The following is a 25,298-nucleotide window of genomic DNA, read 5'->3' on the forward strand; positions in this document are numbered from 1 at the left end:
TAACCGCTGCTCAATAGCAACTTTATTATCTTACCACATTCACTTCTTCTTGTCAAAGTTTTTTAAAACTTTTTTCTGAGAAGTTATCATGCTGTGTCCCTGTGGATTTTCAGTTACTTCCATTGGCGACTCTTAATACTATACCAGCTCTATTAAACATCGTCAACATTTTTTAAAAATAAATTTACTCTCTCTTATACTTAACCATTCTCAGATACATGACATCACTCTTTTCCATAAGGTTAGAGTTGTTTCTTCCCCAAAAAACAAAAGCACTTCGGACATTTTGTCCGAAGTGCAGCTAAGGTATCAAATGACAAAGAAATATCCAAATATCTGTTGCCTTTGTAAGCAGGCGGCTTGTGACCACTAATATCTCCAAGCTCACACAAAGAAAACACACAAATTTACTTCCTTCTCATTTGTATAGTTTGCTTAAACTTATTCCCACTCAATTGTAGCAGGCGGCTTGCTCGTAACATCATACACCACGCGGTTAACATGTGGGACTTCGTTAACGATACGCGTTGAAATCTTTTCAAGCACATCCCAAGGAATTCTTGCCCAGTCAGAAGTCATGCCATCAATAGACGTAACTGCGCGAATACCAATTGTATAATCGTACGTGCGGGCATCGCCCATTACTCCTACACTGCGGATGTCCGGCAGCACAGTGAAGTATTGCCAAATCTCCCTTTCAAGACCGTTCAGGCGTACTTCTTCACGTAAGATCGCATCAGATTCACGTACAATCTCGAGCTTCTCTTCAGTAATTTCACCAAGAACACGAATACCTAGTCCAGGTCCTGGGAATGGCTGCCGCCAAACAATGTGATCTGGAATACCAAGCTCTGTTCCAAGAGCGCGAACCTCGTCTTTGAATAAGGTATTTAAAGGCTCAATCAATTTAAATTGCATGTCCTCAGGCAGTCCGCCAACATTATGGTGAGACTTGATTGTTTGCGCTGTTGCTGTACCACTCTCAATAATGTCTGTATAAAGGGTACCTTGAGCTAAAAACTCAATGCCTTCCAGCTTAGTAGCTTCATCATCGAATACATAAATAAATTCATTACCAATGATTTTACGCTTTTGTTCAGGGTCAGACACACCTTTTAATTTATTCAGGAAGCGGTCCTTAGCATCCACTTTAATAACGTTCATATGAAAACCTTGAGCGAATGTTTCCATAACGCTGTCGGCTTCGCCTTTTCGCAACAGTCCATGATCCACAAAAATACATGTTAACTGATCGCCAATGGCTTTATGAATCAGCACAGCTACGACAGAAGAGTCCACACCACCGCTTAGTGCGCAGAGTACTTTCTTATCGCCGACTACCTGACGAATTTTCTCCATTTCGACTTCAATAAAGTTCTCCATCGACCAGTCGCCACTGCAACCGCATGCTTCAAACACAAAATTTTTCAAAAGCTCAATGCCGTATACAGAGTGCTTCACTTCCGGATGGAATTGCACGGCGTAAAGCTTCTTCTCTTCATTGCTCATCGAAGCGATCGGGCAAGAAGGGTTCACGGCATCAACCGAAAAGCCTTCAGGTGCAGCTGTAACTAAATCACCATGGCTCATCCAGACAACTTGTTCTGCTGGCAGTCCTTTATAGAGTGCAGTTTCATTTTTCACTTGAATGGCTGCTTTTCCATACTCACGGTGTGAAGCAGGCTCTACTTTGCCGCCAAAATGTTTCGTCATTAACTGCATGCCATAACAAATACCAAAAATCGGGATATTTAATTCGAAGATTTTTTCATCACAATGAAATGCGTTTTCTGAGTAAACGCTATTTGGTCCGCCGGAAAAGATAATGCCTTTCGGGTTCATTTCCTTTACTTCTTCTGCAGTGATTGTATGCGGATGAAGCTCGCTATACACACCAAACTCCCGAATACGACGGGTGATTAATTGATTGTATTGACTGCCAAAATCTAAAACAAGGATCATTTCCTGGTTATGTAATTCCGGTTTTCCTGCCACTCTTTCCACTCCTCTATTGTGCAATAAGATACTGCTCGATGTACATAAAATAAAAACTAGAATCCTTTCAGCGCTGAAAGCAGAATTCTAGTTGTTTACAAAAAGAATCTGCCCTCATAGTCCAATCATTTACGGTGATTTAGTAGAAACTTTCGACCCATATTGTCGAAAATATATGAAGGAGAAATCGATTATTCGAGCTAATTTGACCTCATTTTATATCTATCAACCACAGCGGTCAAGCTGTTCTGTTGTTAATTAAATATTCAGTAAAAAACACACTTAGGATGTAACCGCTTTTGTGGCTCCCCGATTCCAACTGATTAAAAAGGTCCTTTAAACAGATGGGCACATTGATTCTTCTGCATTGATTGCAGTCAAAATAAGATCGAGAACCACGAGGTCCCTAACACTCCAGATTAGCAATTACCGAAGAACAATCTCCTCGCCAAATGCTTCTGTTCCATATTCTCTAACGGGCCAGAGCCAACGCCGTATCCCGCAAGACCACTAAAATAGTGGTCACCCTAAAGAGAAACACTGCCTTCTTTTGATAAAATAACTTTTTCACTTATTGTGGTCATTGCTTTATAGTTCATTAAAGCCAAGATCGATAAAAGAAGCAGCGGTTTGTTTATGATGGCAGCTGTAATAAATAGCTCGGCAAGTACAAAAGAATAAAAAAAACATTCTTCCATAGCAGCTGCATAACAGATTGGGTCGATACATCTATTAGGGTGCCCAAAATTAAATTTCCAAGCATAGAAGAAACAATCATTGCATAATAATCTACAAGCCATTCATCTGACTTGTTTTAATTATTATACTATAACGAAAAGCCAGGACTCCTCTATGGATGCCTACATCAAATCCAGAAGGAAGAGCCTGGCTTTTATTCATTCTTTAATTTACTTTTACAGGTACATGGTTCAGCAAACTGATTGTTGTTTCTCTAATGAGCTTAGGCAAAACACCAAACGAGTATGGCTTATAGACTCTTTCCGTCCACTTATGACCATCTTTTCCGTATACGCCCATATTAATAGAAGGGATGTTTAAGCGGCGGATCTCTTCGACCGGAAGCGTGTACAGCCCACCGAGACTCGGCAAGTTATTTAATAAGCTCTGTAACTCTTCATTCGTTTCATGAATGGATAGATAACTGCCGTCCGCTAAGTAAGGGAAGAATTTCTTCACTTCAAAATTCTCACCGCTCTCCTGCTTGGCCTCAGCTAAAACATTTTTTATCGTTTTCAAAATAGCTTGTTCCGCAGGATTATCTTCTCTCAAAAAGTTATGCGGTAAGTATGGAGGAGCAAAGAACAAGACCACTCGCGGCTTCTTTTTAGGGTCCAGTTCATTCAGCACTTCCACAATCTTGAAGGAAATCATTCTTACATCAAGCATCTTATGCTCTTCCGTCACTTTTGCGCACACTTTCTCTACATCAATTCCCCTATTTTTTAAATCTCGGCTATACTCCTCAAGTGACACCACCTCGATATCCCAGTTTAAATTTTTCCGGGGCAGGCCTGAACGGTTCAAGTATTCTTCATATTGGTTCGACAAATATTGTGTAATTTCCTGACAGGCCTCAGCAGTAATTTGGCGAAGCTTTTTCATCACATCAGCCGCAGAATCACGATATAAGAAGTAATTGAAATATAAATAGCTGCTCGTTGCTGTTTGTACATTGTATGTGAACTTATTATCTCGCTGGAAGAGACATGTTGGCGGCAGCACCATTTCATCAGGAATGTTTTCACACAGCTCCACATTATTGTGAATTCTTCTCGTTAGTTCAGCCGCAATGAAATTCGGGTCTACCCCTTGCAACGTGTCTCCTACATGTGCTTCTCTTCCATAAATATAAAAGCTCGGCAGTATTTTCCCGGCTGCCCCTGTGTAAATGTATCTCGTTGTGTCGCCATCATACTGCGGAGTGATAAAATCATTGTTAATAGCGGCTACGTACTCTAAATCCCATTCGTTTTTCAGTCTCTCAAGTTCAAAAACCGCACTTTTCACGCCGGCATGCTGGCTTTCTTCATCAGGATTAAACATGACAAGCAGGTTTCCTGGAAGCTCCTCTCGATGTTCTGAAAAGTAAAGAAGATTGGCTAAATGAACCGCTGCTCCACTTTGCATATCAACCGATCCGCGCCCAAACATCCAGTCTCCGGAACAGGCATCTGCCTGAACATCCGGGTTTTGCTCAAATTCTTTGAAGAAATCTTGCAGATAATCCGGATCAAATGCATGGGCACGCAACGCACCAAAATCCTCAATCCCCACTGTATCAATATGAGCATGGTGAATAATGGTTTGTTTGGCATTCACTCCACCTTTGATAAAAGCGAAGACATTCTTCCTATTCAGTGCATCATCAACGGCTGTCTGTTCCCAAACAAGCGCTGGATTCTGCTGAAAATATGGATAAGAACGCAAAATACCTAAGATCGCATCTGCCACTGCTACTTCACCATTCTCTGAACCATTCACACTAGGAATACCCACTAACGTTTTAGTTAATTTTTCTACCTGTTCTTCTATAGATAAATGTTTTAATTCACCATACATAACGATCAACCTCTCTCTGATGTTTTCAAAGCCCGTATTGCTTTCAATTACTTTCCTACAAGGACTTTATAGTTCTATGCTGAACGTCTCTTTTGCTTATTCTGACCTTTTTTAATATATCGCTGAATATAATCTTTTGTAACCTCTTTTACTTCTCCACTTAAGAATAACAGAGCCACTATATTTGGTAAAACAATCATGGCGAGCATTAAATCAAGGAACTGCCAAATAACCTTTAATCCCCCTACCGCTCCGGCAAGAATAGCAGCTAAATAAACAAAACGCATAATCTTGGAAAACTTTAGACCAAATAAATATTCTGCCTGTTTTTCTCCATAAAACACGATGACTACAACCGTTGAAAGCACAAAGAAGAATAAGCAGATGGAAATAAGTGTTCCAGCGATGCCTTCTCCCACCACATTAGACAGGGCTGTTACAACCATTGTAGATGCTTTATCTGCCGGAACTTCCTGCCAGGCACCAGATGTTAAAACAACTAAAGCTGTCATTGTACAAACGACAAGTGTATCAATAATGACTTCAAAGATGCCCCACAAACCTTGCTTAGCTGGATGTTCTGTTTTCGCTGCTGCATGGGCGATTGAAGCCGTCCCCATCCCTGCTTCATTTGAATAAATTCCACGGGCCAGCCCCCAGCGGATTGCAGCTGCCACTCCAGCACCCGCGAATCCTCCAGCAGCTGAGGTAGGCGTAAAAGCAGATTTAAATATTAATGTGAAGGCAGCAGGAATTTCAGTTACATTAGCACCTAACACAATAAAAGCGCTTACTAAATAAACACCAACCATTAAAGGGATAAACTTTTCTGTAACAGAACCGATACGTTTAATCCCACCGAGTGTAACTAATCCTACTAATAGGAGGACAATAACCCCCGTTACAATTGGCGGAAGGTTAAATGCAGATTCAACTGTTTGAGACAAGGAATTTGATTGAACCATCGTACTTGCCATAATTTCAAGCATTAAGAAGAAGGCAAAGAACATAGCTACAGGCTTCCAACCGAGACCTTTCTCAATATAATGCATGGGCCCGCCAGTCCATTCTCCCTCTTCGTTTTTTGTGCGATACTTTACTCCAAGCACTACTTCAGAATATTTAGAGGCCATTCCAATCATGGCTACAACCCACATCCAGAAAACAGCTCCTGGCCCTCCTAAAGCGATCGCTACTGGAACACCCACTATATTAGCTGCCCCTATTGTAGAAGCAAGAGCAGAGGTCGTTGCTTGAAAAGGAGTAACCGAGCCCGGCGCATCATTCTTTACAAACATTTTCCCAAATGTTTCTTTCAACACATGTGGAAGATAACGAAACTGAAAAAAACCTAAACGGACCGTTAAAAAAAGGCCTCCTCCCAAAAGCAATAACATCATCGGAAGACCCCAAATCCAATTTGTCACTAAAGCTACTAGTTCTTCAAAGTTCTTCATATCGTGCCCCCTAGCAATAATCTATGTTGTCAATTTTTATTCACCCTCTTCTCCTTCCCTCCTGAAAATAATAGGTAAAAAGAGATAAATGATGAATATATATCCAATTATAGAATATTTATTACAGAAAGAAAGCGCTTTTATTTTTTGCGCAAAATGCGCTTGCGGTATAGAATTCAAAACCAACATTCTTCTCGCTCTCCTCCTAAATAAGGATAGCCCCTTACAGCGCTTGAAATGAAAAAGCATTGGAGAATTAATTCTCCAATGCTTTTTAGCTTTATTTCCAAAAGTCATCAAAAATGTTAATCGGCAAATGCCGCTTATGTTGTGAATTCAAATATAATTGTTCAATCCGCTCTCTGGCCGCTTCTGGCACCTCTTTTCCTTCCAGATAATCATCAATGTATTCATATGATACACCGAGAGCCGTTTCATCAGGAAGCAGCGGGCGCTCATCCTCCAAATCAGCTGTCGGCACTTTGGTATATAAGTGCTCTGGACAATTCAAAGCTTTGAGCATTTGTCGGCCCTGCCTCTTATTTAAACGATAGAGCGGAACAAGGTCAGCTCCGCCATCACCATATTTAGTGAAGAAACCAGTAATTGCCTCAGCCGCATGGTCAGTCCCAAGAACGACACTATGTCTCATAGCAGCAACGCTATACTGGGCTTTCATCCGCTCACGGGCTTTTTCATTTCCTTTTGCAAAATCAGACAGCTCGATCCCCGCTGCCTTTAACGCTTGTTCACTTGCGTCTACCGCCGGCTTAATATTGATAGCAAGAATTTCGTCAGGTTGGATAAAATCAAGGGCATCTTGACAATCATCCTCATCTTTTTGAACACCGCTTGGAAGCCGCACGGCATAAAACTTGTACTCGTCCGAGCCCGTCTCCTTTTTCAACTCATCAACCGCCATCTGTGCTAATTTTCCAGCCAGCGTAGAATCTTGTCCTCCTGAAATGCCAAGGACGAAGCCTTTTAGAAAAGAATACTTTCGTAAATATGCTTTCATAAAATCAATACTTTTTCTAATTTCTTCCTGCGGATCAATGACCGGCTTTACTTTCAATTCTTCGATAATCTTCTTTTGTAAATCTGTCACTCTTTTCTCTCCTCCTCAAGTTGACCCTGTTTCAGTCTTTTTTCTGTTTTTTCCTTCACTTCTTGAATAAGCTCCATTTTATTATTCCAGCATTTTTCACTCAAGTCGACTGGATAAGCTTCCGGATTTAAAATTCGTTTGTACTCATCCCACAGAAGATCCAGATTGCTCTGCAAATACTGGCGGATACTAGTTAGCTCTGGAAGTTCATAGACAAGTTCACCATTTAGAAAAATGTCTTCATGCAAATCCCGCGCTTCAAAATTAGTGACGAACTTAGAGATATACGTATGTACAGGATGGAACATTTTGATCTTCTCCTGTTCATACGGCTTTTCTTCTTCAAGGGCAATATAGTCCCCCTCCGACTTGCCACTCACCCGGCTGATAATCCGGTATACGCGTTTTTTCCCTGGAGTGGACACTTTCTCAGGATTGCCGGAGATTTTAATGGTATCTTCCATTTTCTTGTTCTCATTTTCAATGGATACTAGTTTGTAGACTGCTCCTAGAGCCGGCTGGTCAAAAGCTGTAATTACTTTTGTACCGATCCCCCACGTATCAATTTTAGCTTCCTGTGCCTTCAAGTTTAAAATGGTATGTTCATCCAAATCATTAGAAGCAACTATTTTTGTATGCTGGAAACCGGCATCATCTAGCTGCTTTCTTGCTTCTTTCGATAAATAAGCGAGATCCCCACTATCGAGACGGATGCCTGCAAAGTGAATTTGACTGCCCATCTCCTTTGCCACTCGAATAGCATTGGGTACGCCCGATTTTAGCGTATCGTAAGTATCAACTAGAAACACACAGTTTTTATGGGATTCTGCATATTTACGAAAAGCGGTATATTCATCACGATAAGCTTGAACCATTGAATGCGCATGGGTGCCTGCCAGCGGAATGCCAAACAGCTTGCCGGCACGCACATTGCTTGTAGCATCAAATCCGGCAATATATGTGGCACGCGTTCCCCAAACGGCAGCATCCATTTCCTGCGCCCGCCTTGTACCGAATTCCATCACTACATCATTACCACATACGGTTTTGATTCGGGCGGCCTTTGTTGCAATCAATGTTTGAAAGTTAATGATATTTAATAAGGCAGTTTCGATTAACTGTGCTTCAATAAGTGGGGCTTCCACTCGAATGAGTGGTTCATTGGCAAACACAATCTCTCCTTCCTTCATGGAGCGGAGGCTGCCTGTAAACTTTAATTTTTGTAAATACTGAAGAAATGCCTCCTCATATTCCCCAATGCTGCGCAGATAAGCAATATCACTGTCCGTAAATTGAAGGTCTCTCAGATAAGCAATCACACGCTCTAATCCTGCAAATACAGCATACCCATTTTCAAATGGCATTTTTCTAAAAAACAAATCAAATAATGCCTTTCTTTCATGAGTGCCATCTTTCCAATAAGTATAAGCCATATTAATTTGATACAGATCTGTATGCAACGATAAACTGTCATCTGTAAATGGACTAGTCAAATTCATCTCCCCTTTATCCGTTATGTTACCACGTTTCCCGCTTCTTCAATCTTTATACCGCCCTTTTCCGCCTTTCATTTGTCAGCCGTCCCAAACATTGATATTCTTGAAAGCAATACTTCATACTTTTTTTATTCAGCTTCACCTGAATAAGTCTCTCCCAAAGAAAAATGGGTATAAGACTAGTACAAAAACTAAAGGGAGAAGAGAATCAACATGAATGAAAAGCTACTAATATGCTGGAACGGGCTGGAAGAAGGCTCTGGAGGCGAAAAATTCATTGAGCAGCTAAAACAATCATTCCAAGATAAAAAAGTAAAGCAATTAATTAAACATGCCAAAAGCCTTTATAAAACAGACTTGCCTGAACTACAACCACCTGCCTATTCTTTTTCCGTTATACATGATAATCTGCCAATGGATGGAGATTCTGATTTTAACCCGGTCGAAACCGACGGATTTGTTATATACGAAGGAAAAGGAAAGGATTATAAAGAGTTCTTAATCGCTGTAAATACAATATTGTCCCTTATTCAACTGTCGACTGAGAAGTGTATTTTTATTATTAAAATCGCCGCAGAGCTTAAATATGTAAATAGAGAAGTAGGTACAAGATTCATTGATGATCTCGCTGAAGAGGTATTTCTATATTCAAAGAAGAAAAAATAAAACGATTCCGGTCACTAGGCCGGAATCGTTTATTTTCATGAGAAGGCTCTGGTTTTGCCTGGAAGCCAGGTGCTAAGACTTCTCGAAAGATAAATTATTCAGCTTCTGCTGCTTCCGCATTTTCATCCGTGCGATGTGTATAATCGTAATCGGAAGGATTTACGGGCTGGAAGCCATTTGGAGTGTAAAAGCGGAGTAAATCTTCATTCAGCACTTTATCTGAGAGCCGAAGCTTTTTCTCCACGATTTCTGCCTCTTTCTTTATTTCGTCTGTTGCTTCTATTTCTTCTCCAGTAGCTGTGTTGTAATATTTATCTTTAATAGACGTTACATCCTTGCTGATAAAGTCTCCATTACGGAATGGAACGACTCCATTATGATGCGGTGACAATAAGTCCGTCCCCATCTGCACATATTGTTTCGTATCAATTCCTAGCAAATGAAGGACCGTCGGCAGCAGGTCAACCTGTCCACCGTATTGATGCTGCACTCCGCCTTTAACGCCAGGTACATGAATAAACAATGGCACCCTTTGCAGCTGAGCATTTTCAAATTTATCTACTTCTTTATTCATTACAATAGACATGGCTTTATTATGGTTATCAGAAATACCATAGTGATCACCGTACATAATAATTACGGAATTATCATATAGCCCCGATTTTTTCAGGTAATCAATAAATCCTTTTACTGATTCATCCAAGTATCTGGCTGTTTGGAAGTAACCATCAACCGAACGATCTCCCGTGTGATGAGGTTCAATCGTTGCTTCCTCTTGATTCATCGGAAACGGGAAGTGGTTCGACAATGTGATAAACTTCGCGTAAAATGGCTGTTTCAACGTTTGGAGCAACGGGATAGATTCCTCGAAGAACGGCTTGTCCTTCAACCCGTAATTCAATACATCTTCCTCGTTCATATCATAATAACTGGAGTCAAAAAATTTGTTAAATCCTAATGATTTATAAATTTCATCACGGTTCCAGAAAGATTTTTTATTGCCATGGAATACCGCAGATGTATATCCCTGCTGTCCTAAGATCGCTGGTGCTGCCTGGTACGTGTTATGCCCTTTCATAGAAAAAGCTGATCCTTGCGGCAGTCCGAACAACGAATTTTCTAGCATAAACTCAGCATCTGACGTTTTTCCCTGCCCTGTTTGATGGAAGAAGTTATCAAAGTAAAATGTATTTTGATCATGGGCCAGTGAATTTAGAAACGGAGTTACCTCTTTTCCATTCAGCTTGTAATCAACGATAAAGTTTTGCAGAGACTCCAAGTGAATGTAAATGACATTCTTTCCTTTCGCCTTGCCAAAATATTGGGGATTCGGCTCTGCATAAAGCGACTTCGTAAAGTTAACCACTTCTGTAGTGTCACTGCTATCAGCTAATGCTCTCTGCGTGGACGCTTTAGAGCTTTGAACCGCATCATAAATTGTATAGTTGTACATTCCTAAATATTTCACAAGATAGTTACGGTCAAATGTTCTTGTTAGCAGCTGCGGCCGATCCGATTCAGCAAGTCCAAGGTTGACTACGAAAAGGATAACAGCCGTTAAAAAAACGGCCCCTACTTGGCGGCTCTTTAATCTCACCGGTTCAGGCTTCACATACTTAGAGAACATAAGCACAATTAAAATAATCGTATCAAGAAAATAAATAAAGTCATACGGATTTAGCAAAGCACCAATGCTTTTCCCCAAATCGCCGGCATTATCCGTCTGGGTAAGTGTCGGTAGCGTAATAAAATCAGTAAAGAAACGATAGTATACAATATTGGCATAAAGCAGAAAAGATAATAAGAAATCAATGACAATCATCCATATAAAGGATCTTCTCCCTTTTGCAAAAAGAGCAAAAGCTAGAAAGAGTACAGCAGAGCTTATCGGATTAATAAATAACAAGAATTTCTGCATGACATTATCAATGCCAAGATCAAACTCTATTTGATACGCTGCATATGTTTTCAACCAAAGGAGAATGACTGCCAATGAAAAGAAAACCATCGGCTTGCTAAGAGAAAACAAATTCTTATTTATTGCTTTCTTCACTTCATTTTCACCCCTGTTCTATCTAAATATCATTATATAATATGCACTATGTTAGTCGAAACTTTGGCTCACGAAATAAAAATGAACATAATAAATAATAGGGACAGTGGGTGAAAAAGTCAACTATGACGTACATGGGAATGACCTGACCCCTTTTACTTTTTCTTCATTTTCTCACTTGTTTTAACAGCTGCCTACTAAAAAATAAACCTTTTTAATTTTGAGAGATTCCTACTCTCGCAAGGAAAAAAAGAGCCCACACCTCTTCCTTGCTTGGCCTCCCTTCTTCTGGAAATGACTCTTATGTTTGTCTTTACTTTTCTTTTGATCTTTTAAAGATCCCCCAAATAAGAACGAGAAATAAGTAGTAACCAAAGAAAGAATAACCGTGATTCCATCCATTGCTATGCTTAAATAATCCCCATAATTCTGATGCTTTCTCAACCACCGGCATGATTAAACTGACAAACAAGATAAAAAAAGCTCTTCCCCATTTTCTCATTTTATTCATCAGGAACAGGAACAACCCAGTAAAAAGCGGTAGAACGAAAAGAGTAAAGGCTACGTTTATAGGAAAAATATCAGGAAAAGGACGAAGTGGAAATTCATATAGATTTCTTCCAACAAAGTAAAGATCGAGATAAGTGCCCATCCATGATGCAGCAATCACAGCCGGAAAATACGGAGCCGCCTTAAGTAAAAATGGCCTTTTTCGCAATAGCTGCCAACTCAAGCCTTTCAAGTGTTTTACAGTATTCATTCATAATCTCTCCATCTATCATTTCATTTTCTTTTCCCAAGTAGGCAATTACATCTATACAATCAAACCAATCTCCTACCTCCGCCGGGGAATGTTCAGCATTTTTCCAGGCAAATTCAAGCTTTGGGCTATATAGTCGGGGCTCTCCTTTTCTCAATTGACAGCCCTTCAACCTTTTTGTCAGTCTTGCTCCTGGTATTCCTTCGTTAATATCATTAAAAATGTGCGGCCAATAATCCTTCCGCGTACCGGTATGACGGTTGCGAATCGCCCAATCAAACATCTTTTCGAGTAGAGTTTTATCTTGAAAAAGCAAACGATATAAGCGCTTTCCTACCCTAATCCGTTCATGTAAAGAGTCGAAGTGATGAAGCGTTACACCTACAAGTTCGGCTTTCTCTACTGACGATCCATCCATATAAAAAGGAAAGAGAAGATGATTAAAAGAAAAAAGATCTTGCACTGCAAACTCTAATGTTTGAAAGACCTGCTTTTGAAATAATGACTTCTGCATAACTCTTTTTTCTAGATAGTTTTGTTCATTTACGATGAGAGCAACAGCAAGAAGGACGCGATCCTCCTTTTTCCAATAATGATTCCAGACTACCTCCATAAATACAGATACGTTCAAGTACGGCAGCAGATAAAACATATTTTTATTTTCCCTTTTGCTTTCCATAAATAATAAAAGCTGCGGATAGGCATCCTGAAAAATAAGCCAGTTGCCCCTTTCCAAAAAACTAAAAAACATATGTCTTTTCTCTTTATTAAGAAGACGGGCATGCAGCTCTCCTTGTAAATCCGTCATGTTCCATCCCCCATTTCTGGATACCATATGTCCGAGGAATGCCCAATGGATTTCTGGATACAGACAGTAAAAGTCCAGATAAGCTTTCGTTCTTGTAATGTTATTGGCATTCAACTGGGACGTTTTCAAGCGGATTTTCTGTAAAAGCTGCTGATCCTTCCTCGGCAGGCTCACCTCACCAGGCATCGGAATCTCTTTAAGCTTTGTCTTTAAATCTTTCCTAAGATCAACAAGATTTGCCGGCAGCGACGGTTTCTCCTCCTGCTTCTTTGAGAAAAAAATGATCGGTCACCTCCGTAATTATTCAGTTCTAAAGAATTCTTTTTTTATAGACGAATATGTATAGAGAAAACTGCTCTTATGTGAGGGGGATGGCACTTTGATGAAGTCTCGGACAAAAGACTTAATCCGTCCAATTGTTGACCGGCTCAAACAATCCCAAACACCCGATGGTTCATGGGATTATCCCTTTGAAACTGGTATCTCAACCGATGCCTACATGATTATTTTATTAAGGACATTAGAAATAAATGATGAAGACTTAATTCGTGGATTAGCCAATCGGATCATGAGCAAACAAGAAGACAATGGAGCCTGGAAGCTTTTTCATGATGAGAAGGATGGGAATGTCACAATAACTGTTGAAGCCTACTATGCTCTGCTTTATTCCGGTTATTATCAAAAAGAAGATCAACGGCTGCAAGCAGCAAAACAATTCATCCTCGCAAAAGGCGGAATCGAAAAATCACACATGCTGACGAAGACCATGCTGGCTTTAACCGGTCAATATCGGTGGCCTTCTTGCTTTCCAATTCCAATTGAACTAGTTCTTCTACCGTTGTCTTTTCCGATCAACCTCTATGATTTCTCTGTATTTGGCCGAGCCAACCTCATACCTATCATGATTTTATCAAACAAAAAATACAGTAAAAGAACAAAGAAGAGTCCAGATCTTTCCGACTTATTTACTTCCAGATCCGATGGTTCTTTCCATTGGCCGGAAACACGTGGAACCAAAAAACTTTGTTCGATGGTTGAACAGGAAGTAAAGCGTCTAATCGGCTTTCCTCACTATATACGCTCCTTAGCTATGCAAAGGGCCAAACAATACATGATTGATCACATTGAACCGGACGGAACGCTTTACAGTTATTTCAGCTCTACCTTCCTCATGATATTTGCCTTGCTGTCTCTTGGGCATAAGAAAGGGGAGTCGGTTATTATAGAGGCGATCAATGGCTTACACGCAATGAAATGTACAATTAACGGTCACCCTCACATTCAGTACACAACAGCAACCGTGTGGAATACAGCTTTGATTAGCTATGCTCTGCAAGAAGCTGGTGTTCCCTCATCTGACTTGACCATTAAAAAGGCGAGTAAATACTTAATCAGGCGCCAGCAATATAAATACGGCGACTGGGCGTTTCATAACCCCCAAGCTTTTCCCGGCGGTTGGGGATTTTCAGACATCAACACAATGAACCCCGACGTAGATGATACAACCGCCGCCTTAAGAGCGCTCTCGCGACTCGTGAGACGTTCCTCTACTGTCCGTCAAGCATGGGAAAAAGGCGTTCAGTGGACCGCATCGATGCAAAATAAGGATAGCGGTTGGCCTGCTTTTGAAAAAAACACAGACAAAAAATTATTGAATCTGCTGCCAATTGAAGGTGGCCGCTTTCTGCTAACCGACCCGAGCAGCGCAGACCTGACCGGAAGGACCCTTGAGTTTCTTGGCAGCTATACAAATTTACGCAAAAACCACCATCTAATCAAACGAGGAGTGGACTGGCTTTTACATCATCAGGAAGAAGACGGCTCGTGGTATGGCCGGTGGGGAATCTGCTATATTTATGGCACGTGGGCAGCTGTTACCGGAATGACGGCTGTCGGGATAAGTCCCCATACCTCTTCTATTCAGAAGGCGGTCAACTGGCTATGCCGGATTCAAAACAAGGATGGCGGCTGGGGCGAGTCTTGCGTAAGTGACAGCGAAAACACATATATTCCTCTGCACGCAAGCACTTTAACCCATACATCCTGGGCTCTGGATGCCCTCATTTCAACCGCTGACCAGCCCACACCGGAAATCCAGGCTGGAGTCTCTTACCTGCTCGCTTCTTATGATAAAAGGGACTGGACAATGGATTACCCTGCCGGACAGGGAATGGCTGGCAGCTTCTACATTCACTACCATGGTTATCGCTATATCTTTCCTCTTTTGGCTTTGGCCCATTATAAAAGAAAATTTGAGTGATCGAGGTAAAGAGATCCATACACTTTTCAACCATTTAGGGCTGTCTCTTTGCAGAGACAGCCCTTTTCTAATTAATCTAATAAACGATTATTTTCATCAACAGACATGATTCTGGCGGAATCATAGCTGTTCTCTGCGCTAATGTGTCCTGTTCCTCGACAAACACTGCAATTATATTGCCATCCTTCATCATCGGAAAGCATGCCAGTTCCCTCGCATGCTCTGCATGTATTTTCTCTGTCTACCATTTTCATCCCTCCATAGAGTTTCTAGACGCTGATTTATTCTGACAGAAGCTATACACTTTTCCTCTGCCTTGCTTTCACCCAGTTAATCATTCCGCCTTTCAGCATCACTTCAACCTGGCGCTCAGACAGCGAATGTTTCACATGTATAAGCTGAGTGTTGCCTTTTACATTAATAGTAAACTCATTCCCTTGCTGAATTTTGTTCCTTAACTCTGAAAGCTGTAAAACATCTCCCTGGTTGAGACTGTCGTAGTCTTCTTCATGTATGAACGTAAGTGGCAAAATGCCAAAGTTTACAAGGTTTTGCCAGTGTATTCTGGCGAAGTCTTTCACTAGAGCAACCCTTAAGCCGAGATATCTCGGGGCAAGGGCCGCATGTTCACGGCTTGACCCCTGGCCATAGTTCATTCCACCTACAATGGCATGCCCGCCGCTTGCAATCGTTTCCTTCCCGCGCGTGTAATATGTTTTATCGATAATCTCAAAAGAAAACTTGCTGATTTCCGGAAGGTTGCTTCTATAAGGGAGAACACGAGCTCCTCCAGCTAAAATTTCATCTGTGGAAATATTGTCACCCATCTTTAAGAGAATAGGTAGTTCCATCTCGTCAGGCATCTCATCCATTTCTGGAATAGAGGCAATATTCGGCCCCTTGTGCAGCTGTATATTCCTTGCTTCTTCATACGGCAGCGGTTGCTCCAGCAAATTAATATCTACCGTTGGCTTTTCTGGCTCTTTTATCTTCGGGTACGGAAAATCAAGCGTGCGCGGATCGGTAATTTCTCCTGTTAAGGCAGATGCCGCAGCAGTTTCGGGACTACATAAATAAACGCTGTCTTCTCTCGTTCCGGAGCGACCAGGAAAGTTACGGGGCGTTGTGCGCAAGCTGTTGCGTCCTGTTGCCGGGGCCTGTCCCATTCCAATACAACCGTTGCAGCCTGCCTGATGCAGACGTGCTCCTGATTGTAAAAGACTGGCGATATGGCTTTCCTTCACTAGATCTGTTAGCATTTGTCTTGAGGTCGGGTTGACGTCAAAGGAAATCCCTTCTGCTACTTCCTTTCCTTTAACAATTTCAGCGGCGATCGCAAAGTCCCGAAAACCCGGATTGGCTGATGAGCCGATATAAGACTGATAAATAGGCGTACCGGCGACTTCTGATACAGGCACAACATTGCCCGGACTTGAAGGCTTAGCGATGAGCGGTTCCACTTGTGCTAGATCCATTTCTTCATCTATGTCATAAGCAGCGCTCTCATCAGCCATTAACTCGATCCAATCTTCTCCCCGTCCCTGCTCTTTTAAAAATCGTTTAATTTCTTCATCCGATGGAAAAACCGTCCCGGTAGCCCCTAGTTCTGCTCCCATATTCGCAATCACGTGACGATCCATGGCACTGAGCGTTGCGACTCCCGGTCCATAATACTCAATGACTCTTCCGACGCCGCCCTTCACGCCATGTCGGCGCAGCAACTCTAAAATGACGTCCTTAGCGCTCACCCAGTCATTTAACTTTCCAGTCAGCTTAATTCCCCACACTTGAGGCATTTTCACGTAAAAAGGCTCGCCTGCAATCGCTAAAGCGACATCAAGTCCACCGGCTCCCATCGCTAGCATTCCCATACATCCGTTCGCACACGTATGGCTGTCCGATCCCAGAAGGGTCTTTCCCGGTTTAGCAAGCCGCTGCATATGCACAGGATGACTCACTCCGTTCCCCGGGCGGCTGTAATATAATCCGAAGCGCCGAGTAGCGCTTTGTAAAAACAAGTGGTCGTCTGGATTTTTGCTATCTACTTGAATTAAATTGTGGTCCACATACTGAGCGGATGCTTCAGTTTTTGCCCGCTCAAGCCCCATAGCCTCTAACTCCAGCATAACCATTGTTCCAGTCGCATCCTGAGTCAGTGTTTGATCAATTTTCAATCCAATTTCTGTTCCTGGAATCATTTCACCAGAAAGAAGATGCCCTTTTATCAGCTTTTGAGTAATATTTAGTGGCATGTCACTCTCTCCTGTCCATAGATTTCCTTGCTTTTATGTACCTTCCTTTACTTTTATATAGCGTGGTCCGCCCGAGAAAAAATATACATATGATTTGCTCAATAAAAGGGAATGAATAAGGCCTTTGAAGAGACAAAAAAAAGCAACAAAAAAAGACCGCTAGGAATTTCGCAGTCTTTCATGCTCTCCTTCAGCGATTCGTTAAATGAGGGGAGCTGATGGAAAAGTGATCATTTGGCAGATTATGTTCCTCTAGTTTTCTATATAAAGTGGCAAGACTGATGTTTAACCGGGCAGCGATTTGCTTTTTTGCTTTGACTGAATAGCCGTGTTTGTTAAGCATGTTTTGTAAAATATTCTTTTCATGAAGGCTGAGCATCGCCTTCAAGGAAGGATGCTCGGAGGTGTAATCTCTTTGTTCAAGCATCCGCACGGGAAGGCTTTGAACAGTAATGCGATTGGTCTGTTCCATATTCACTGCATATTCCACTGCATTTTCTAATTCACGTACATTTCCAGGCCAGTGATAATTTTGAAACAACTCAATCACCTTTGGTTCAAACTCATGTATTTCCTTATTTAGAGAAGCGGTATGTTTAGATAAGAAATGATTCATTAAAATAGGAATGTCCACTTGTCTTTCCCTTAGCGGCGGCAAATAAAGCGGGATGACATTTAAGCGGAAATACAGGTCAGCTCGGAACTCACCCTCCTGCACCATTTTCTCCAAGCTTTGATTGGTCGCAGCAATCACTTTAATATCAATGGGGATAGGACTGCTCCCGCCCACCCGTTCTACTTTTTTATGCTGCAATACGTGCAAAAGCTTCACTTGCAAATGCAAGGGCATGTCCCCAATTTCATCAAGAAATATTGTTCCTCCATCTGCCATTTCAAACTTGCCAATCTTTCCCTCTTTATTGGCGCCTGTGAATGCTCCTTTAGCGTAGCCGAACAACTCACTCTCCAACAAAGTTTCTGGGATGGATCCGCAATTAACAGAAATAAAAGGGCCTGAAGCTCGATTGCTGGCATTGTGAATAGCCATGGCAAATACCCCTTTCCCTGTTCCGCTCTCCCCGGTAATTAAAATATTAGAATGACTATTGCTCACTTTCATCGCTTGTTGTTTTAAGCTCTTAATAATATTGCTTTTTCCTTTTACTTCAGCGAACGACAAATCCAGCTCACCTGACGTTAAAGAATAAGCGAGTTTTCTTACATCAGACATTTTGCGTATGGAGGCAACAACTCCGTAGACTTGATTTTGATTGAAAATAGGGGTGGCTGTTACAATAAAGTGGAAGTGTTGTTTAGGTGTTTGATAGATTTCTTCTTTTTCCGAATACCCTTTTCCTGTTTTAAAAACAGACAGCATCGGCGATTCCGGTAAAATATGCTCGAGCTGTTTCCCAATGATCTGCTCTTTATGCATATCTAGCAGCATTTCAACTGTGTAATTACAATGAGTAATGACTCCCTGGCGATCAATAGCCAAAATTCCGTCCTGAATGGATTCCAAGATCGTATTTAATTTATTTTTCGTTAGCAGCAATTGATTTGTCGTTTCCATTTCAGCTACTTTTCCAGTGATTAACTCTGCCATTCGCCACAGAAAATTCAACATTTGCTTTTTGTTCTTAATAAGCCTGCTATGTTGTTCCTGGTCAAATGCTAAAAGTCCGATTACGCCAATGGCTTTCTCTTTGTATATGATTGGACAGCAAATCTCTGCCACTTCTTCTAGCTCTCCCGTATTAACAAGCGGATCATACATTGGATCGTTGCGGGCGTCTTCTACTACGAATGCCTGTTTAGTTATAAGAACCCGTCCATACACATAACCCGCCTCTTTTTTTCCGCCCTCTTCTATCGTATTGATTCTTTTCCTGCACTCTCCTGTTCCAGCCATGACGGTCATTGTTTCATCTATTATTTCTGTTTCGACTTTCAGCGCTGCCGATATCGCATCTGCAATCTGTTGTACAAGCTCCTGTATCCCCTGTAAAAATGTCACGACCTCACTCCTATTCCTCTCAGATTTATCTACTCACTTACTTCTATTTTCCAATTTAAAAACCCTCTTATTTATGGAAGAGCTTACTATGTACGGCTTCTTAGTTCAGCCTTTTAAGGCCAAAAAAGCCCTCTACATTAGCAAAAGACAGGGATTCTCTGTGCAAGTCTAATATAAAAGGCTTTCTTGACTATTATGGACTTATAAACCATTTGTGTGAGAAAAGGTTATACCCGCTCAGTTTCAACCTGGTCTAGTTTTTTACTTTCCGTATGATAAAATTCCATTCTTCTATCTTTTAACGGTGTAACCGTTCCGATATTTCGGCTTCTTCTTAAAGTTTCTAAATCTACTTCCCCAACGATGATCGTTTCAATATTTGGATTGCACTCACCAACAATTCCTTTTTCCGGAAAAGTAAAGTCACACGGTGAAAAAATACCTGATTGTGCGTATTGGACATCCATATGCGGAACATGTGTTAAATTCCCGGCAGTTCCAGCAATAACCGTATAAACTTGATTTTCAATCGCCCGGGCCTGTGAACAATACCGAATTCTCAAGTACCCTTGTTGGTCCTCTGTTGAAAATGGCGTAAAAATGATTTGTGCTCCCTTATCAACAGCGAGGCGAGCAAGCTCTGGAAATAAAATATCATAGCTAACTAACATGGCGATTTTCCCACAGTCTGTATCAAACACATGAATATTATTGCCCGGCTGTATCCCCCACCATTTTTGGTCATCCGCCGGGATATGAATTTGACGCTGCCTGTCAACCGTCCCATCCCGTCTGAATAGGTAGGCAATATTGTATATAGAATGATTTTCCTCGACAAAGTGAGAGCCGCCGATAATATTTACGTTATACTTGATCGCCAAGTCAGTAAATGTTTTTATATATTGTTCAGTAAAGCTAGTTAATTTTTTCACCTGCAAGCTAGGAATATCTTCTCCAAGAAAAGATAGAAGCTGCATTGTAAAGGTTTCTGGAAATACCACAAAGTCCGATCTGAAATTAGCGCTCGCATCGATAAAGTACTCGCATTGATTCGCAAAGTCAGTAAAGGAGTGGATCTGCTTCATCATGTATTGCACGACTGAAATTCTCACGGGAAAAGCCCTTTTATAATGATGTTGGGCTTTTGGCAAGTAATCGACGTTATACCATTCCATTAGTGTTGCATGTTTAAGAGACGCTTGATCATCTGATAAATAATCGGAATTTACTCGCTTTAATACGAAGCCATTCATCATTTGAAAAGTTAATACCGGGTCATATAGATTTTGCTTCATTACCTCATCAACGTATTCCCTTGCTGATAACCGATGAGCATGCTTACTGTAGTTAGGAATTCTTCCGCCTATAATAATACTCTTTAAATTTCTTTCTCTGCAAAGCTGCTTTCTAGCTTCGTAGAGCCGCTGACCTATTTTCATACCGCGAAAATCTGGATGGACAGCCACATCAATTCCATAAAGATTCAATCCTTTCGGATCATGGTTTCTAATAAAGCCGTCGTCCGTAATCTCATCAAAGCTGTGGTCATCATCATATTCTTCAAAATCAACAATCAAACTTGAACATGACCCAATAATTCTTCCGCCGTATTCCACACAAAATTGCCCTTCAGGGAAGACCTTTAAGTGGCTTTCCAAATGTTGAGCTTCCCACGGCTCCATTTGCGGGAAAGCAATTTTGGATAACTCAATGATCTCATGAAAATCATCTGTTCGAATCGTACGGACAATGATCTTTTTATCAAAGTTTGATGGTTTTTTAACCGGCATAAAAACCGCCCTTTCCTCATTACATCGAAGATCATGCTAATTTATTGCTTTACCTCTGCCCACACACGGTCATAGATTGCTGTTGCTTCTCCTACATCCTTTGCATATATGCCTCTTTTCAGCTCATCTGTAGGCAGCTCGATCAAGCTTCGGAGATCCTCCGGCAGTAGCTTTAAAGCTTCCTTGTTCGGATTTCCATACGGGTAGCTCATAGTAATCTCCTTACTGATTTCAGGCTGCAGTAAAAAGTCAATAAATTTTTCGGCGTTTTCTTTGTGTGGCGCTCCTTTTGGGATCACTAAATTTTCCTGCCATAAAAGAAGGTATTCTTTGGGCAGTACAAGCTTAATATCAGGGTTTTCCCTTTGTGCCAGGATAGCTTCACCCCCATATAAAATCCCTGCCTTCACCTCGTTATTTGCCAGAACGGTTTTAGGACTTTCGTTGTCAAACAGTTTAATATTGGGCAGCAGCTCTTTCATTCGCTTGCCCGCTTCTTCAATTTGTTTTTCGTCCTGTGTGTTTGGATCATTCCCTTCCATAGCGAGCATGGCACCTAAAACAAAGCGCATATCATCGGAAGCAACAATACTGTTTTTAAACTGCGGATCAAATAAATCCTTGTATCCTGTCACTTCCTTATCAATGAGCTTTTCATTGACGGCAATAATGCCTGTCCCCCACATAAAAGGAACAGAGTAGTCATTCTTGGGATCGACGTACAGACCCATAAAATCCTGGTCAATATTCTTCAGGTGAGGAAGATTGTCTTTATTGATCTTTTCGAGCATCCCCTGTTTCTCCATAATTTCCAGGTAATATAAAGTAGGAACCACAACATCATACCCTGATTGACCAGCGCTTAATTTTGCATACATTTCCTCATTAGATGCGTACGTATCATAGTTCACTTTTATTCCCGTCTCTTCTTCAAATTTTTCGATGACGTGATCCGGAATATACTGTGACCAGTTAAAAATATTTACAGCTTTTTCATCTTCTTTTGATTTCCCCTCTTGGTTGCAGCCGCCTAGAATGAACCCAGCCAATAGTATAAGTGAACTGATGCTAAACCAATATATGATCCCCCGCTTGCCTTTTTTCATCTTCTTTTCATCCTCCCGAAGAGTTGCTAAATGTAGAAGACTTTATTGAATAGCTAATTTTCCAGACAATGCCTGTTCATAAACAACAGCTCCGTCCATAATTGTCAGTTTTACTTTCGCCCGCAGGATTTCTTTTGCAGGCAAATTGAACAAATTCCGGTCTAAAACAGCAATGTCGGCCAGCTTTCCTTTTTCCAGCGTGCCAAGTTCATCCTCTGCAAAAACTCCGTAAGCAGAACCGGAAGTGTAGCATCTTATTGCATCAGCCAATTGAATTTTCTCTTCCGGGTTCCATCCTCCATTTGGTTCACCGCTATCATTCACTCTTGTAACCGCCCGATAAATTCCCGGGAGCGGGTTAATTTCAACGATGGGATAATCACTTCCAAAAGCCAGCTTGGCTCCGGAATCTTGTAAACTTTTAATCGGCCATGTCCGCTTGGAACGTTCTTCTCCAAGACGAGACAAATAAACGTTGTTCGCAAATTCTTCTGTGTTCATATGCTCCGGCTGCATGGATGCCATTACACCTAATTCAGAAAAACGGGGAATATCTGCCGGATCAATAACTTCAATATGTTCAATTGTATGTCGGGCATCCCGGCTGCCGTTGGCTTTCATCGCCTCTTCATAGATATCGAGCCCTAACCGTACGGCCCCGTCCCCACAAGCATGCAGACGAATTCTAAAGCCCTCTCGATCGGCTTCAGTAACCCACGATTTAATTGTTTCCGGAGGTAAGAAAGGCTCACCTTTGGTTGGGAAGTCTGTATAGTTCTCCAGCAGAAGAGCTGTATAAGTAGCCGGTACGCCATCCAGAAACTGCTTTAAGCCGGAAAACTTCAATTTACTGGAATTAAACAACTGGCGAACTTGTTTAGCATAATCCAGTTTTCCGTTCAACACAGTCAAAAAATTAATTCTTGCCGTTAACTTTTCTTCTTCTTCAAATTGTTTATATAAGTGGATATCGCCTAATTCATACCCTGTAAGCGGCAGCATGTCACTAACACTGGTGATCCCGAAGCTGGCCGCTTTTCTTAAAAACCTCTCCAGCAACCTCTTTTCTTTTTCTTTTGGCAATTGAAAAGCAGCCTGAGCTAAACTGATCGCCGTTTCATAGAGAACACCCGTCGGCTCCCCCGTCTCGTCTTTAAATATTTTTCCAAAAGCCGGTTCTGCAGTATGTCTATCGATGCCTAGCATTTGCATGGCTCTCGTATTCAACCAGACACCATGGCCTTCTTCATTGACTAAAAAAACAGGCCGATCCGGAATCAACTCATCAAGGGTTTGACGGCTTGGGAGTGTATGATTATCCCAATGGACGTGATACCACCTAAAACCGAACACCCAGGGATCTTCCGGCCGCTGATCGGCAAACTCTTTCACTTTTATAGCGGCTTCCAGCTCCGACTTGGCATCGATGAGTGACACGCTGTCCGCATATAAACTTCCCAAGAATAAATGAAGGTGGAAATCGTGAAACCCCGGCATGATCAGCTCGTCATCAAAGCTATATACTTTCGTGTCGCTGCCAATATAATCTTTGCTTTTTTCTTTTGAACAAATGTCACTAATTCTATTGTCCTTAATAATGACTGCCCCCGAGACGGGTTCATCATTTACTCCTGTAAAAATAGCATTTCCTTTTAAAACGATATCTGCTTTAGCCACTGAGCCTTTTCCCCCGATCTTTTCTTAATTGGATACTATAGGAACCTTGCTATAATTAACTGTTTGTCAGATATGTCGTTGACTTCTCCCTTACATACCACTGCATTCCTCGCTCCTTTAATTTCTTCATAAATACCTTCGGCTCAATTAACTCAGGCGGAATGCAGCCTTTGGCAGCAAGTGTCCCTTCAGCAATCATATCGACGGCCACTACTGGCGGGATACCTGTCTGCCAAACTGTAGCCTGGAAGCCCGACTGTTTATAGACTTCATCATGATTGGCTAGCGTATAAATAAACAGCTCTTTATCTTTTCCATCTTTGGTTCCTTTAACAAGAGCCCCAATACAAGAAAAACCATGAATTTTACCAGCCAATTCTGCTGGTCTTGGCATTAAGGCAACGACCATATCAATCGGCGCTACCTTTACACCTTTGACTTCTATCTCCTCTTCGCTGTTCAACCCCAGGTCTCGGATGACTTTCAAAGCATTTACCGTGTCATCAGGCAAGGCATATTTAAAATCAACATATTTACAACCTTTTTTTCTACCTATTGTTTCTCCAAGCGTTGTTTGTTCCTCGTGGTCGACGTTATACACATTCATCCGTCCAACCGGCTCCGGAAATTCAAATTCTTCCTTGTTTGCGAATGGAACAGGGTAAACCCGCTCGCCTTCTTCTATTGTCCAGTAGTTAGGCAGAGCGAGGCATTCTTCAATTGCTGTTTTAGGACTAAAGTACATGCAGAACCCTTCGTAATCCACATTTGAGCAGTCGCCGTCTCTAATGGAAATTTCAGTAACTGTATCCAGTTCATCCACACCGTAACGGGCAGCGATGTTGGCAAATCCCGGATCGCATCCCAGACCCATAATTCCGAGAATGCCTGCTTGTTTAAATTTCTTATCCCATGATAGCTGCTTCCACAATGAATCGTTCGATACTGAAGCCATATCAATGTAATTGGATTGGGCATTTATGCAAGCCTGCATGACATAAAAGTTATTTTCAGGCAATCCAGTGTGAAGAACTACATCAACCTCCTTAAAAGCAAGAGTCATTTCCTTTACGTTGCGGGCATCTAATTCTTTCACAAGAATTTCGCTCCTTGTCTGTGTCTGCAATTTCTCCCCAATGCTCATTGCAGCTTCTATACAAATGTCCGCTAGCACTAACTTTTCAAGAGACTCTTGCTTGACTAGTTCCGAAGCGCACACCTGGCCTACACCGCCTACGCCAACAATTGCTACCTTCACAGAAGAACCCTCCCT

Annotated in this window: 18 protein-coding genes and 1 riboswitch; of the genes, 2 read left to right on the forward strand and 16 right to left on the reverse strand. The window is 41.6% G+C overall.

From position 1 onward, the window contains the following. Positions 1-441: 441 nt before the first annotated feature. From guaA to MKZ02_RS00030, 6 genes are all read right to left on the reverse strand, one after another. Positions 442-1,995 (reverse strand): glutamine-hydrolyzing GMP synthase, encoded by a 1,554-nt coding sequence (guaA, locus tag MKZ02_RS00005; RefSeq protein ID WP_120036168.1) that lies wholly within the window; start codon positions 1,993-1,995, stop codon positions 442-444. A 97-nt stretch (positions 1,996-2,092) separates the two neighbouring features. Next, positions 2,093-2,194, reverse strand: a riboswitch (purine riboswitch). A gap of 704 nt (positions 2,195-2,898) precedes the next feature. Further along, a complete protein-coding gene (locus tag MKZ02_RS00010; protein ID WP_340851239.1) occupies positions 2,899-4,575 on the reverse strand; it encodes a M20/M25/M40 family metallo-hydrolase in 1,677 nt (558 codons plus the stop codon). Between the two features lie 74 nt (positions 4,576-4,649). Further along, entirely contained in the window at positions 4,650-6,032 is a 1,383-nt protein-coding gene (locus MKZ02_RS00015; protein WP_340851240.1) for an alanine/glycine:cation symporter family protein, read from the reverse strand. A 36-nt stretch (positions 6,033-6,068) separates the two neighbouring features. After that, complete coding sequence (locus MKZ02_RS00020) at positions 6,069-6,221, reverse strand: hypothetical protein (protein ID WP_340851241.1); 153 nt, start codon at positions 6,219-6,221, stop codon at positions 6,069-6,071. Between the two features lie 91 nt (positions 6,222-6,312). Then, on the reverse strand, positions 6,313-7,140 hold the full coding sequence (gene nadE, locus MKZ02_RS00025; RefSeq protein ID WP_120036165.1) for an ammonia-dependent NAD(+) synthetase: 828 nt from the start codon (positions 7,138-7,140) through the stop codon (positions 6,313-6,315). Further along, positions 7,137-8,573: a nicotinate phosphoribosyltransferase gene (locus MKZ02_RS00030; RefSeq protein WP_445324333.1), complete on the reverse strand. Its 1,437-nt coding sequence runs from the start codon at positions 8,571-8,573 to the stop codon at positions 7,137-7,139. The genes nadE and MKZ02_RS00030 overlap by 4 nt, the downstream gene beginning before the upstream one ends. 276 nt (positions 8,574-8,849) lie before the next feature. On the opposite strand from MKZ02_RS00030, the gene MKZ02_RS00035 reads away from it, so the two are divergent. Beyond that, positions 8,850-9,302, forward strand: a complete 453-nt coding sequence (locus MKZ02_RS00035) for a hypothetical protein (protein ID WP_340851245.1) — start codon at positions 8,850-8,852, stop codon at positions 9,300-9,302. Between the two features lie 94 nt (positions 9,303-9,396). Here MKZ02_RS00035 and MKZ02_RS00040 read toward each other — a convergent pair whose 3' ends face one another. The 3 genes from MKZ02_RS00040 to MKZ02_RS00050 form a co-directional block, all read right to left on the reverse strand. Further along, positions 9,397-11,310, reverse strand: a complete 1,914-nt coding sequence (locus MKZ02_RS00040) for an LTA synthase family protein (RefSeq protein ID WP_120038090.1) — start codon at positions 11,308-11,310, stop codon at positions 9,397-9,399. A 358-nt stretch (positions 11,311-11,668) separates the two neighbouring features. Then, complete coding sequence (locus MKZ02_RS00045) at positions 11,669-12,115, reverse strand: CBO0543 family protein (RefSeq protein WP_340851247.1); 447 nt, start codon at positions 12,113-12,115, stop codon at positions 11,669-11,671. Further along, on the reverse strand, positions 12,048-13,205 hold the full coding sequence (locus MKZ02_RS00050) for a DUF2515 family protein (RefSeq protein ID WP_340856275.1): 1,158 nt from the start codon (positions 13,203-13,205) through the stop codon (positions 12,048-12,050). The genes MKZ02_RS00045 and MKZ02_RS00050 overlap by 68 nt, the downstream gene beginning before the upstream one ends. Positions 13,206-13,305: 100 nt before the next feature. Here MKZ02_RS00050 and shc point away from each other — a divergent pair, with 100 nt between their 5' ends. Next, the gene (gene shc, locus MKZ02_RS00055; protein ID WP_340851248.1) at positions 13,306-15,183 is read left to right on the forward strand and encodes a squalene--hopene cyclase; all 1,878 of its coding nucleotides are present in this window, start codon (positions 13,306-13,308) and stop codon (positions 15,181-15,183) included. Between the two features lie 71 nt (positions 15,184-15,254). Here the strand turns inward: shc and MKZ02_RS00060 are convergent, their stop codons facing one another. The 7 genes from MKZ02_RS00060 to MKZ02_RS00090 all read right to left on the reverse strand — a co-directional run bounded on the left by MKZ02_RS00060 (position 15,255) and on the right by MKZ02_RS00090 (position 25,283). Continuing rightward, complete coding sequence (locus MKZ02_RS00060) at positions 15,255-15,431, reverse strand: hypothetical protein (RefSeq protein WP_182917083.1); 177 nt, start codon at positions 15,429-15,431, stop codon at positions 15,255-15,257. A gap of 48 nt (positions 15,432-15,479) precedes the next feature. Then, positions 15,480-17,435, reverse strand: a complete 1,956-nt coding sequence (locus MKZ02_RS00065) for an aconitate hydratase (protein WP_120036161.1) — start codon at positions 17,433-17,435, stop codon at positions 15,480-15,482. Positions 17,436-17,625: 190 nt separating this feature from the next. Continuing rightward, a complete protein-coding gene (locus MKZ02_RS00070; RefSeq protein ID WP_340851249.1) occupies positions 17,626-19,452 on the reverse strand; it encodes a sigma-54-dependent Fis family transcriptional regulator in 1,827 nt (608 codons plus the stop codon). 227 nt (positions 19,453-19,679) lie between these two features. Then, positions 19,680-21,242 (reverse strand): bifunctional GNAT family N-acetyltransferase/carbon-nitrogen hydrolase family protein, encoded by a 1,563-nt coding sequence (locus MKZ02_RS00075; protein ID WP_120036159.1) that lies wholly within the window; start codon positions 21,240-21,242, stop codon positions 19,680-19,682. A gap of 41 nt (positions 21,243-21,283) precedes the next feature. After that, positions 21,284-22,348 (reverse strand): ABC transporter substrate-binding protein, encoded by a 1,065-nt coding sequence (locus tag MKZ02_RS00080; protein WP_340851251.1) that lies wholly within the window; start codon positions 22,346-22,348, stop codon positions 21,284-21,286. A gap of 42 nt (positions 22,349-22,390) precedes the next feature. Continuing rightward, positions 22,391-24,025 (reverse strand): amidohydrolase, encoded by a 1,635-nt coding sequence (locus MKZ02_RS00085; protein WP_340851252.1) that lies wholly within the window; start codon positions 24,023-24,025, stop codon positions 22,391-22,393. Positions 24,026-24,080: 55 nt separating this feature from the next. Further along, complete coding sequence (locus MKZ02_RS00090; protein ID WP_340851254.1) at positions 24,081-25,283, reverse strand: saccharopine dehydrogenase family protein; 1,203 nt, start codon at positions 25,281-25,283, stop codon at positions 24,081-24,083. Positions 25,284-25,298: the final 15 nt, after the last annotated feature.

The sequence above is a fragment of the Pseudobacillus sp. FSL P4-0506 genome, assembly GCF_038003025.1.
Lineage (GTDB): Bacteria > Bacillota > Bacilli > Bacillales > Domibacillaceae > Pseudobacillus.